This is a genomic window from Planktothrix paucivesiculata PCC 9631 (assembly GCF_900009265.2).
Classification (GTDB): Bacteria; Cyanobacteriota; Cyanobacteriia; order Cyanobacteriales; family Microcoleaceae; genus Planktothrix; species Planktothrix paucivesiculata.
The window spans coordinates 81129-94188 of the sequence record NZ_LR734982.1; the positions used below are offsets into that span (position 1 = coordinate 81129).

Here is a 13060-nt window from a genome sequence, read left to right on the forward strand (position 1 = left end):
TTTAACTTAAAGTTCCGATCCCTAGCCTTTAAATTTAGCTGTTAAAATCTCAAAAAATTAAAATCATGGCTTCCCAAGATCAAGTTAAACAATATTTAGCCCACTGGTTTCAGTTAGGCAAAAAAGTATTCATTCGCAACGGCGCAGACTCCCGCCTACCGCAACCGGTAGTTCAAGGAGAAAGGTATAGCCGACAGTTTGAGGAATGCTGGACTGAAATCCTCTCCTCTGAGTCGGGAGAATGCTATTTAGAGGGAACTGAGCAAACCATTGAAAACCTTCTCTCCTCCCAATGGGAAATCAAATCCTGTGGGCGGTGTTCCCTCCTGATTCCTGTGAAAGTTGTCGGAATGCCCCCCGCTTGCTGTCCTTGTTTTGATTTACCCACTTGGCCAAACCTGGAAGCCCCCCTACCCCGTCTTCCCGTAAGTACCCGTCTCTATTTATTGAATATTTGCCAGCGACTTGAACCCAACCCAGAAACAGAAAATCTGGATTGAGATATTCTACTTCCCGAATCTCTTTAACTGATAACTGGTACGGGCTGGTTTATCAAGATTTAAGTGATTAACAAAGATCTCAAAGAACCCGTCCCTACAACTGATGACTGATAGGAATGTTGTTACAATAGTTCATATAAATTCAAAACTCAGCCCCGGCTTGATTTAGATTCACCCCCATGACTATTACCCAACTCGAACCGAACGGATCATTTTCCCCTGCCACCATTGATGTTTCCTCAAAGTCCATGGACGAACATCACCCTCTGCCAGAGAAAAGCATCCACAAGGAATCGGAGCAACCGACGGTACGCTACGATCCCGTGGCCATTGCCGACTATTACCGTTCCCGAGTGTTCCAGGTCTGGAGACGCCTATTCAGCATTATTTGGAAATTAGGCTCCTTCGCTTTGGGATTATGGTTCGATGGCAAACGGGGAAAAAAACTTAAAGCCGAGAAAAAACGGGCAATTCAACTGCGAAAGACCTTAACCGAACTTGGCCCAGCCTTTATTAAAGTCGGACAGGCCTTATCTACCCGGCCCGACGTCATGCCTACTTTATATTTAGACGAATTAACCAAATTACAAGATCAACTTCCTCCCTTCTCCAATGAAATTGCCTATCAATTTATTCAAGAAGAATTAGGCGATCACCCCGATAATATCTATGCAGAATTAAGTGCCGATCCCCTAGCTGCGGCTTCCCTGGGACAAGTTTATAAAGGCAAATTAAAAACCGGAGAAACCGTCGCGGTCAAAGTCCAACGTCCGGGTTTATCCGAAAGTATTGCCCTGGATATTTATATTTTACGAACCCTAGCCCAGTGGGCAAAGAAAAGGTTTAAATTTATCCGCAGTGATTTAGTCGCCATCATGGATGAATTTGGGGAAAGAATTTATGAAGAAATGGACTACAACCATGAAGGCAGAAATGCCGAACGATTTAGACAACTTTACGGCAATATTCCCGATATTTATGTGCCTAGAATTTATTGGGGTTATACCGGGCGACGGGTATTAACAATGGAGTGGATTAACGGAACTAAATTAACCAATTTAGAAGAAGTTACCGCCCAAGGAATTGATGCTCGTTACTTAATTGAAGTGGGGGTACAATGTTCGTTAAGACAATTATTAGAACATGGGTTTTTCCATGCCGATCCCCATCCGGGTAATTTATTAGCTAGTCCTGAAGGAAAATTAGTCTATCTTGATTTTGGGATGATGAGTGAGGTTAAACCCTATCAACGCTATGGGTTATTAGAGGCTGTTGTGCATTTAGTTAATCGGGATTTTGAAGGGTTAGCAAAAGATTATGTGAAGTTGGAATTTTTAACACCTGAAACCGATTTAACCCCCATTATTCCGGCTTTAGCAGAAGTTTTTAGTAATGCCTTGGGGGCGAGTGTTGCCGAACTTAATTTTAAGAGTATTACGGATCAACTCTCGGAATTAATGTATGAGTATCCCTTCCAAGTTCCGGCCTATTATGCCCTAATTATTCGATCTTTAGTTACCTTAGAAGGGATTGCTATTAATGTTGATCCCAATTTTAAAGTGTTAAGTAAAGCCTATCCCTATGTGGCGAAACGACTTTTGACTGATCCTTCTGTTGAGTTAAGAACTTCTTTAAAAGATCTATTATTTAAAGATGGATCATTCCGATGGAATCGTTTAGAAAATTTACTTAAAAATGCCCAAAGTAGCGAGGATTATGATATTAACCAAGTCTTGGATCAAACCCTAGACTTTTTATTTTCAGAACGCGGGGAATTAATTCGAGAACAGTTAGGGAATGAGTTAGTTAAAGGTATTGATCTAGCCTCTCGGAATGCGTTGACCACGGCCCAATCTAAAGTAGCGGAATGGATGGGATTAAAAGCCCCCCCAACTCCTACAATCACCCCTCAACCTACCCCCAATCAAAATAACTTAGAACAAATTCAAAGAATTGTGGGTATTCTCCAAGACACGAAAGGTTTTGATCCGATGCTATTAGTGCAGCGAGTTCCGGGTTTAATGGTTAAACCCGAAGTTCAACACCTGAGTCAAAAAGTAGCGGGGGAATTAGCCCAACGAGCCGCGGCTAGACTGATTCGGGAGTTATTTTTATCTTCTGATCCTCTAGTTTCTGAAGATAATCAACTCGGGTCTACTGTTGAAAAAAACGGACATTCTAATCATGAAAAATCTTTTCCTCAACAGCCCCTATCTTTACCACAGAGTCGTTAATCGGTTCAATTTCTGAGCTAATAGTAATAGAAATTACGCATCACCTCTATAGAGAGTAGGGGTAATTCATGAATTACCCCCTCTATCTAATCTAAAGCATCTTTTAACGCTGTCCGGGCGGCTAAATGGCTGCGGGTTGAAGTTAAAATCTCCACTTCTCGTTCCAAACGAGTGACAGTATTTTGCATTTCTAACAGCGTTTGTTGTTCGGAAGCGACGCCATAGAGATTACTGGCGACCCAGTAGGAAAGTTCCGTCGGTAAACTGGGAATATCATCGGGAAGTTCAATATTTTGTTCCATCAACTTCCCCGACAGATGCACCACATCACGCAACAAACGTTCCACTTCCGTTGCCATGGGTCTTAAATCCTGTTGGGTGGGTTCATCTTCGATCCATTCCACCAAACCCACCAGATAAGGCTTTTCCCGAACCGCTTCTAATACCCGAAACCGTTGCTGTCCCAAAGTCAGCATTTTAATTCGATCATCGGGTAAACGTTGGTGTTGGACAATTTCCGCACAGCAACCCACGGAAGCAACTTGACCTTGATTCGGATCAAACATTAATACCCCAAAACGGCGATCCGTATTCAGGATAGTATTGATCATAATCCGATAACGAAATTCAAAAATATGCAGGGGTAGGGGTCTACCCGGAAATAAAACCACTTCCGGTAGAGGAAACAGAGGCAGTTCTCGAACAGCAATTGAGGAAAATGACGCCATTGTCCGTTAAGTAAGAGCTACTAACAACGTAGCAGATCTCGGGTCAATTTCTAAATATCAAAAAACCTACTCAAAACCACCGATTAAACGGTCAGGTTGAGTAGGTTGAGAATAGTCGAAGCGGAAAATTAAAGTTTCACTTCAATATCTACCCCGGCGGGTAAGTCCAATTTCATCAGAGCATCAATGGTTTTAGAAGAAGGCTGATAAATATCAATAATGCGACGATGGGTACGAGTCTCGAAGTGTTCCCGGGAATCTTTATCAACGTGGGGAGAACGCAATAAGCAGTAAATCCGGCGTTTTGTGGGTAAAGGAATCGGCCCAACCGCAGTGGCGCTAGTACGATTCGCCGTATCTACAATCTTCTCGCAAGAGGTATCAAGTAAACGACGATCAAAGGCTTTGAGACGAATCCGAATTTTTTGTTGTTGAATAGTTGCCATGGGGTGTTCAGTTTTCTAGGTTCAGGATTATCGGCTTGAGCAGTCACATCATCTTGACAGATAGAAGGTGCAGAAACAGGATCAAACCCTTCCTATTTTCTGCAACCTTATCCTCAACTTTGCAGCTTTAATTCACAAACAAAGCTTATTTCAGAATTTTGGACACAACGCCAGCACCTACGGTACGGCCGCCTTCACGGATAGCAAAGCGCATCCCTTGTTCAATGGCAATAGGGTTGATCAGTTCCACCGTCATTTTAATCCGGTCTCCGGGCATAACCATTTCGGCATCGGCTCCTTCATCGGAGGTAAAGGCTTTAATGGTTCCGGTAACATCGGTTGTTCGGACATAGAACTGAGGACGGTAGCCAGGGAAGAAAGGGGTTTTACGTCCACCTTCTGTGTCTTTCAAAATATAGACTTCAGATTCAAACTGGGTATGGGGGGTAATCGAACCGGGTTTGGCAATCACCATACCGCGTTCAATATCAGCCTTTTGGATACCGCGTAACAGAAGACCAGCGTTGTCTCCGGCCATCCCTTCATCCAGACTCTTTTTAAACATTTCTATCCCCGTGACAGTAGTGGCACGAGTCGCTCTAATTCCAACCAGTTCAACGTTATCGCCAACCTTGACTTTACCCCGTTCAATCCGACCGGTTGCCACTGTACCCCGTCCAGTAATGGAGAAGACATCTTCAACGGCCATCAGGAAAGGCTTATCAATATCACGCTCAGGAGTGGGGATATAGGCATCCACTTTTTCCATCAGCGCGTAAATTTTATCTACCCATTTATTGACGCCGACGGCGGTTTTGGGGTTAGCCACCATGAAATCTAAAGCTTCTTTAGCAGATCCAGCAACGATCGGGATATCATCACCCTCGAAACCGTAGGAGGTCAACAGTTCCCGGACTTCCAGTTCTACCAGTTCCAACAGTTCAGCATCATCAACCATGTCTTCTTTGTTCAGGAAGACAACAATATTGGGAACCCCGACCTGTTTGGCCAACAGGATATGTTCGCGGGTTTGGGGCATGGGGCCATCCGCGGCCGATACCACCAAAATTGCACCGTCCATCTGAGCAGCACCGGTGATCATGTTTTTCACATAGTCAGCGTGACCCGGACAGTCAACGTGGGCATAGTGGCGCTCTTTGGTTTCGTATTCAACGTGAGCCGTATTGATTGTGATCCCCCGGGCTTTTTCTTCGGGAGCCGCATCAATTTCATCATATTTTTTGGCTGTGGCTTGACCCAGAGCAGCCAAAGTCATGGTAATTGCAGCCGTTAAAGTGGTTTTACCGTGGTCAACGTGACCGATGGTACCGATATTAACGTGGGGTTTGTTCCGTTCAAATTTTGCGCGTGCCATTTTCAGTTAAGAATTGAAAGTTTTCAAGAAAAATAAGGGTAGGGAGGGGCTAGTTATGGGTTGTTGGCTATTAACCATTAACCCAACCAAACCCCTAGTGCCCATTTAGTTGCCTTTATTTTTGGCAACAATGGCTTCAGCAACGCTACGAGGAACTTCCTCATAGTGGCTAAACTCCATGGTGAAAATCCCCCGACCTTGGGTTTTGGAACGGATGTCGGTGGCATAACCAAACATCTGTGCTAAGGGAACCTTAGCCGTAACTTTGGCAATGCCTTGTTCTGTTCCTTGACCCTCGATTTGGCCTCGGCGTGAGTTGAGGTCTCCAATCACGTTACCAATAAAGTCTTCAGGTACTTCCACCTCAACCTTCATCATGGGCTCTAACAAGACAGGTTTAGCCTTATTAGCCGCTGCCTTCAACGCCATAGAACCAGCGATCTTGAAGGCCATTTCTGAGGAGTCTACGTCGTGGAAAGAGCCATCCACCAGAGTGGCTTTCAAATCAATCAGAGGATAACCCGCAACCACTCCGGTTTCGCAGGCTTCTTTCATCCCTTGTTCCGCCGGGTTGATGTACTCTTTGGGTACAGTTCCGCCAACGATTTTAGAAACAAATTCAAACCCGCTACCCGCTTCACCCGGTTCGAGAGTAATCACAACGTGACCGTATTGACCTTTACCACCGCTTTGACGGATGAACTTACCTTCGGCTCTAACCGATTCGCGGATAGTTTCCCGATAAGCCACCTGGGGCGCGCCCACGTTAGCTTCAACTTTGAACTCGCGCAACATCCGGTCAACCAGAATTTCTAAGTGAAGTTCACCCATCCCAGCAATCACGGTTTGATTGGTCTCAGAATCAACCGAAACCCGGAAGGTAGGATCTTCCTCTGACAAAGATTGGAGAGCTTTGGAGAGTTTTTCCATATCCTGTTTCGTTTTGGGTTCCACCGCCACAGAAATCACAGGTTCAGGGATGAACAGAGATTCCAAAATAATGGGTTTCGCGTCATCACAGAGGGTATCACCGGTGAGGGTATCTTTCAAGCCCAGGGCTGCCCCTAAGTCTCCAGCCCGCAGTTCATCCACTTCGATCCGATCATCAGCTTTAAGAACGATCAAGCGAGAAATTCGCTCTTTCTTATCTTTTGTGGAGTTCAGGACATAACTGCCCTTTTGCAGAACCCCGGAATAGACTCGAACGAAGGTCAAGCGTCCGTAAGGATCAGCCATGATCTTGAACGCTAAGGCCGATAAAGGCGCTTCGTCATCGGCATAACGGACGTCAACGTCACCATTTGATAAGGTTCCTTGGATCGGAGGAACTTCCGATGGAGCCGGGAGATAGTCAACCACCGCATCTAACAGTTGTTGTACCCCTTTGTTCTTGAAAGCAGAACCACACAGAAGCGGAACAATCTTTCCAGCAATTGTCCCTTTGCGTAACTGAGTCCGAATTTCTTCGTTCGTCAGTTCTTCACCTTCTAGGTACTTCTCCATCAGGTGATCATCGGTTTCTGAAACCGACTCCACTAATTTCACCCGATATTCCTCGGCTATCTGTTTCACAGCTTCGGGAATTTGATCCGTGACCTCAAAATCCGTTCCCTTATCGTCGTCGTTGTAGAGATAAGCTTTCATCTCTACCAAATCCACTAATCCCTGGAAGTCGTTTTCACTACCAATAGGGATCTGGATCGGAACGGCATTGGCTCTTAAGCGATCGCGGATTTGCTCATAAACTTTGAAAAAGTTAGCACCCGTGCGATCCATCTTGTTCACAAAGACGATCCGAGGAACTTTATAGCGTTCTGCTTGTCTCCAAACCGTTTCAGATTGGGGTTGTACACCACCGACTGAACAAAAGACAGCAATCACACCGTCTAACACCCGCATCGAACGTTCGACTTCAATGGTGAAGTCAACGTGACCCGGAGTATCAATGATATTGATCTTATGATCTTTCCAACTGGTGGTAATAGCGGCAGCCGTGATGGTAATTCCACGCTCCCGCTCTTGAGCCATCCAGTCGGTTACTGCTGTTCCTTCATGGACTTCGCCCATTTTATGAACCATGCCAGAGTAGAATAAAATCCGCTCGGTTGTGGTTGTTTTGCCCGCGTCAATGTGGGCTGCAATACCAATGTTCCGTACTCTCTCAAGCGGGACGGTACGTGCCACAGCTACCTCCTTTTTTAAACCTTTATTAAGATTTTATACGTTTACGGATATCACTGCTATCCATTTTTTTAGTACCGATAATGGGCAAAGGCTTTATTAGCTTCTGCCATCCGGTGAGTTTCTTCCCGTTTACGAACTGCACTTCCAGTTTCGTTAGCGGCATCCATCAGTTCATTGGCCAATCGCACAGACATAGAACGTCCGGTTCTGGCCCTAGCATATTGAATTAACCAACGGAGGGCTAAGGCTGTTCCTCGTTCTGAGCGAACTTCCATGGGAACCTGATAGGTTGCACCACCCACCCGTCGCGCTTTGACTTCCACTAAGGGAGTCGCATTCCGAACGGCTTTTTCAAAGACCTCAAGAGGCTCTGCACCCGTTCTTTCTTCGATGGTTTTTAGTGCCTGATAAATGATCCGGTAGGCAATGGATTTCTTTCCGTGCTTCATGATGCGACGTACCATCATACTAATTAAGCGACTGTTATAGACCGGATCTACAGGGATCGGACGCTTCTGCACAACTCTGCGACGAGACATATTGTATCTTCCTTAACACAATAGATAATTTAAGATTTTCAGCGATGGGGACAAGTCACCATGGGCCTAATGTTGTTAATCTTGATCCAACAACACCGCCACAACTTTTAACTTAGCCCTGACTCAAAGCTCCTACTTAGGACGCTTGGCACCATACTTCGAGCGTCCTTGACGACGATCTTTGACTCCCGCCGTATCTAATGTTCCGCGAATAATGTGATATCGAACTCCAGGCAAATCTTTCACCCGACCGCCTCGAATCATTACTACGGAGTGTTCTTGCAAGTTGTGACCAATACCCGGAATATATGCTGTCACTTCATAGCCAGAGGTTAGCCGCACCCTTGCCACCTTACGCAGCGCGGAATTAGGTTTTTTAGGGGTGGTTGTATAAACCCTTGTACAGACTCCCCGCCTTTGAGGGCAACTCTTTAGGGCGGGCGATTTTGTTTTCTTCTGAGTCTGTTCCCGTGCAGAACGAATTAGTTGCTGGATAGTGGGCATGAGTTACGACATACTGAAATAATTAGGCAATTTGAAGTTTTGAGGTATCTCCACTGAAATATCCCTCCCCTACCTGGGGACGGGACTTTCTTTCAAAAGTATGGTCAGATGTTGACACCCAAAAGATCATAATAACCTAGATCAGCAGTTTTTGCAAATTCTATTTTGTAGGAGGGAACAGGGAACAGGGAACAGGGAACAGGGAACAGGGAATGGGGAATGGGGAATGGGGAGTGGGTAATGGGTAATGGGTACTAGACATCTCCGAAAATCCTCAAATGCCCTCTATCGCTACTTTTTGAGCCTCTAGCACTCCTGTGCCGGGTTCTCCTAAAGTAACGGATTCATAGGCTTTTTCAGTTACATTAATAATAATTAATGAATTTTATTTCTGATATTCAATCATTTTTCAAAAGTATTCTGGGCAATTCTTAGATGATAATACAATCGCTCCTATTCGCCATCTTATTAGTCCACATACTGTCAAGATTACTGCTTCATAATTTTGGCTCTTTAACCGAAATCTTTCGGAAGCAACTCGATAAATTTTTATCAGTCTTATTAAATGTTCGACTACAATCCTTTGTTTGGCTTTTAACCGATTTTCTTCTCGATGTTCAAGGGATATTTCTTGATTCCTCGGTTTCTTATGTGGTGTATTAATTGCTGTTTCCCCTACATAAGCTTTATCCCCCCTGTATTTTTGATGATTCCCCAATTCCTCCCTTCTTTCTCTCCACAATTTCAGATCGCTTGTTGCTCCGGTATAACCCACAGCTACATCCACTATTTCTTTCCCGCTCGGCATGACAATGACTTGATTTTTAAACGTATGTGTTTTTTTCTTTCCTGAGTAATATTTTTTCTGCTCTTCGTTGTCTATTGGTCTTTGCATGGGCTGTTCATAGCTATCTACTATTAACTCAAATTCCAGCAGAATTTCTTCTACCCACTCCCAATCACTCTCGTTTTTTTTTACTTGCTCAACTAAACTGGCTGGCAGTAATTCTCTGAAGATTTTTATCCAGTTATGGAAAATATCATTCGCTGTTGATTCACTCACTTCAAACTGTAACCCTAACATTTGAAATGTGGGCATCTGATGCAGATAAATTAGAGTTAGTAAGATTTGTTCATCGACAATAGCCTTTTTGTTTGCTGGGGATTCTTGTCCAGATAGCCTCTTAATTTAGTCATCTCTCCTTGGGGTAAAATCTAATTTTACCATCAAGTATCCCTCCCCATTTTTATTTCGGAGATGTCTAATGGGTAATGGGGGGAGCAGGAGAGGCAGGGGAGGCAGGGAATGGGTAATTCGTAATTCGTAATTCGTAATGGACTATATGGGGTGGGGAAACGAGTATGGGTTGTAACGGTTGGGGGCGAGTGCTAAATCAGAATAGATTATTCAGATTTGGCGACAAAGGAATAGCCACAGCTACAGCTTTGGGTGGTGTTGGGGTTTAGGAAGCGAAACCCGCCTCCCATTAAATCTTCGGAATAGTCAATTGTTAGATTTTCTAGGTACTTTAAATTTTCAGGCTCAATCACAATTTTAATCTGATCAGACTGATAAACTATATCGCTCGACTGCTGGGTTTCATCAAATCCCATTGTATAAGACCAGTCACAGCAGCCTCCCTTTTGCACCCCAAGACGAAAGGATAGATGAGGATTATTTTGCTTGGACTGGAGGCGGAGCACCTCACGAGTGGCTGCTGGACTCAGAGAAATCATGAAACACCTACTCACAGAAACGTTAATCTATTTTTAGATTACCGGAAATATGGGTTTTTGGTGCGCTTTAAGCGGGGGTACGAGCATAGTCATCTTGGAATCGGATAATATCATCCTCTCCCAAATATTCCCCGTTCTGAACTTCAATTAAAATCAGAGGAATCACACCGGGATTTTCCAAACGGTGGGAGGTACATTGAGGAACATAGGTGGACTGGTTAGAGAATAAAATTTCTTCGTTCTCTCCACAAACCACTTTAGCGGTTCCGGCTACCACAATCCAGTGTTCACTCCGATGGTGGTGCATTTGTAAACTTAACCGATGACCGGGTTTGACTTCAATACGTTTAATTTTATATCCAGGCCCTTCTTCCAAGGTTGTAAATGAACCCCACGGTCTGAGTTCCATGGGAGTATTACTGACACTGGGTGTATTCTCGGTGGAAGCTTTAGAACTTGCCACACTTTCCTTGACTGCTACCATAATCCTATTTCCTTATCAAAGATTTTACCTAAGTTGAATTGATATTAAAATCCGGGGTGGTATTCATAAACCTTTGGATGGCTCTTGTGCGTTCTCCAGAACACCCCCCACAACTACCTTCGTAAATACACCTGGCTTGCTATGATCCATCATAATCTGATTTAACCCTAATGATCTGCGATCGCAATTCCTAAACCATTATGAACAGGGGCGACGGTTGGGAAAGGACGGTCTAAATAATATCCTCCTAAATAGAGACTGGTGGAACTTCCTCCGTCTAAATTGAGGGCGGTTACTGCTCCTAATTTTTGCAATATTTGAGCCAGTTCTGCTAGACTTGGGCCTGAACCATTAGGACGGTTATGGACAGCCACCAGGAGTAAGGTATTATTATTAGTAATAGCGATCGCACTCCGAATGGCTTTTTGTTGTTGAAAGGCTGGATTGAATCGTTCTTGAGCAGCATCTAAAACAATCCGACGATTCTGAATTAATAACGGCCCGGCTCCTAAAATATTGGGATAGTTTTGATATTCATTGGGTTCGGTTTGGCTTTGTAATTGTAAACGAGTTCCTACGGGTAATAATTTTAATAATTCGGGATTACCTCGAACAACTAATAAATAACCCTGAGTTGGGATATTAACAACAGATGATTCTGGTTTATTCGGTTCAATATAACGGGTAATTTGGTTATTTTCAACTACTATAATATGTTCTTGCTGGTTAATCGGAGTATAGGATTTTCCCCAGTCGGAATTATAGCGAGAAATTCCAGCTTCAACATAAGCACTATTTAAGTATTGTAAAGGGAAAGTTTGCCCCGATGCCGTAGTTAGGGTTTCTTTTAAGATTAAACGATTCATCAAAATAGGTTTATCCTTTCCCCAAGCTATGACTCCTCGATTTAAAATTGGACTCGATAACCAATTATTATTAAAGCGAATTGCTCCTAGGGGTAGTTGATTATTTCGATTAAAAAAACCTCCATTAATAGCTACGGGAACTTTTGCTTGCTGGGCGATATTTAATAAGGTTGAAGTGCCTTGACGAGCATCAGGATTACTTAAAATGGGAGTTAAGTTAATTTCGGGTTGATTAATATTAATTTCTAACCAATATACCGGAAATTGATCAACCGAGGGTTGAGAAGGTTTTAAAATTTGATTGAGTAACGATCCTAAAGATGCTTCAGTTTTAGGAATTTCAATATAGTCTTGTCTCCATCTAATTCCGGGTTTCCATAAAATATTTTTAGGGGTGAGAAAATCCGGTTTAATCTCAATCACTAAACGATAGGGAGAGTTTAAGGTAGTGACCACCGGACGCCAACCGGTCGGCAGACTAAATTTAACCTGAGTTTGATTATTTTGAGAGTGTAATTGTAGATGAGTAGAATTAGGATTGGGTGGAATTAAATTGGGGCTTTTGGTCAGAATACTCGGCTTAAAAAATTCTGGACTATCGGATAAAAGTTTAGGGGTAATCTTAGCCTCTAAAATTAAATTCCAATCTTGTAAAATCGGAGTAACAGGTTGAGGGGAATTATTCTGATTTCGGGTAGTGGGGTCATCTGTTAGGGGTGGAGAAGGTTGAGGCGCAATAGAAGGCGATCGCTTTTTAATTTCTGGGTTAGGCTGTTGCCAAATTGTGGGTTTATCGAGTTCAATAATAATTTTTTCAGGAGAAAATGTAGAATCATTTTGAGGTAAATTATTGGCTACAGATAAAGGTTCAATCCGCAAAGATTGAATCGTAGAAGGAGGAATAGTAATTTTTAATTTGCTTCCCTCCGGTTTGATTTGCCATTGGGAAGATGCGGCAAAATTCGATAAATCTAAATAGCGATAGGGATTAATATATTGCGCCGACAATGTAGATTGAGAAGAAAACCATTGAATCGGTTGTTGGGAACTATTATTGCTATCAAGGAGATTAATACCCAGATTTTGCATTAATCCGATATCACTAATTTTAACAGCAATTTTTGATTGACTATTAGATTCATCAATATGCCAAGGAATATTAATTAAATTGCCATTAATTTCAATCTGGTTTCCCTGTTGTCGAGTTGGATTTGTTTTGGATTCGGCAAGAGCAGAAATAGGTAAAATACTTAACCCAAAGATACTTAACAATAAAATAATCTTTTTCGGTTTGTGAATTAAATTAAAATCAAACATATCGCCATTCCTTATTCGATGTGCAACAAAACTCAACAATATTAATCAAAAACGAAAAACACCCCAAATAATTAGCCCTGGTCAGTTAATCGTTAATAGGCAACCGTCAACCCTGAACAGTCTGATTGGTCAATATTCGGATTTTA

The 13060-nt window shown here is 43.1% G+C and carries 12 protein-coding genes; 2 read left to right on the forward strand and 10 right to left on the reverse strand.

Going from position 1 to position 13060, the window contains the following annotated elements; translation table 11 throughout:
• Window positions 1-65 precede the first annotated feature (65 nt).
• Together PL9631_RS00445 and PL9631_RS00450 are read left to right on the forward strand one after the other, a co-directional pair.
• Window positions 66-500, forward strand: coding sequence for a hypothetical protein (locus PL9631_RS00445; RefSeq protein WP_083616082.1), 435 nt, complete (start codon window positions 66-68; stop codon window positions 498-500).
• Between the two features lie 179 nt (window positions 501-679).
• The gene (locus PL9631_RS00450; RefSeq protein WP_083616083.1) at window positions 680-2734 is read left to right on the forward strand and encodes an ABC1 kinase family protein; all 2055 of its coding nucleotides are present in this window, start codon (window positions 680-682) and stop codon (window positions 2732-2734) included.
• An 86-nt stretch (window positions 2735-2820) separates the two neighbouring features.
• On the opposite strand, the gene PL9631_RS00455 is transcribed toward PL9631_RS00450, so the two are convergent.
• From PL9631_RS00455 to PL9631_RS00500, 10 genes are all read right to left on the reverse strand, one after another.
• Complete coding sequence (locus PL9631_RS00455) at window positions 2821-3462, reverse strand: LON peptidase substrate-binding domain-containing protein (protein ID WP_083616084.1); 642 nt, start codon at window positions 3460-3462, stop codon at window positions 2821-2823.
• 128 nt (window positions 3463-3590) lie between these two features.
• Entirely contained in the window at window positions 3591-3908 is a 318-nt protein-coding gene (rpsJ, locus tag PL9631_RS00460) for a 30S ribosomal protein S10 (protein WP_026786435.1), read from the reverse strand.
• Window positions 3909-4053: 145 nt separating this feature from the next.
• On the reverse strand, window positions 4054-5283 hold the full coding sequence (gene tuf, locus PL9631_RS00465; RefSeq protein WP_083616085.1) for an elongation factor Tu: 1230 nt from the start codon (window positions 5281-5283) through the stop codon (window positions 4054-4056).
• Between the two features lie 105 nt (window positions 5284-5388).
• Window positions 5389-7467 (reverse strand): elongation factor G, encoded by a 2079-nt coding sequence (gene fusA / locus PL9631_RS00470; protein WP_083616086.1) that lies wholly within the window; start codon window positions 7465-7467, stop codon window positions 5389-5391.
• Between the two features lie 68 nt (window positions 7468-7535).
• The gene (rpsG, locus tag PL9631_RS00475) at window positions 7536-8006 is read right to left on the reverse strand and encodes a 30S ribosomal protein S7 (protein WP_083616087.1); all 471 of its coding nucleotides are present in this window, start codon (window positions 8004-8006) and stop codon (window positions 7536-7538) included.
• Between the two features lie 132 nt (window positions 8007-8138).
• Window positions 8139-8510: a 30S ribosomal protein S12 gene (rpsL, locus tag PL9631_RS00480; protein WP_026786431.1), complete on the reverse strand. Its 372-nt coding sequence runs from the start codon at window positions 8508-8510 to the stop codon at window positions 8139-8141.
• A 409-nt stretch (window positions 8511-8919) separates the two neighbouring features.
• Window positions 8920-9699: a transposase family protein gene (locus PL9631_RS00485; protein WP_331281244.1), complete on the reverse strand. Its 780-nt coding sequence runs from the start codon at window positions 9697-9699 to the stop codon at window positions 8920-8922.
• A gap of 215 nt (window positions 9700-9914) precedes the next feature.
• Window positions 9915-10247 (reverse strand): HesB/IscA family protein, encoded by a 333-nt coding sequence (locus PL9631_RS00490; protein WP_083616089.1) that lies wholly within the window; start codon window positions 10245-10247, stop codon window positions 9915-9917.
• Window positions 10248-10314: 67 nt separating this feature from the next.
• Window positions 10315-10731 carry a phosphomannose isomerase type II C-terminal cupin domain gene (locus PL9631_RS00495; protein ID WP_083616090.1) on the reverse strand — a complete coding sequence of 139 codons (417 nt, stop codon included), beginning with the start codon at window positions 10729-10731 and terminating at the stop codon, window positions 10315-10317.
• Between the two features lie 167 nt (window positions 10732-10898).
• A complete protein-coding gene (locus PL9631_RS00500) occupies window positions 10899-12914 on the reverse strand; it encodes a phosphodiester glycosidase family protein (RefSeq protein ID WP_083616091.1) in 2016 nt (671 codons plus the stop codon).
• Between the last annotated feature and the right edge of the window lie 146 nt (window positions 12915-13060).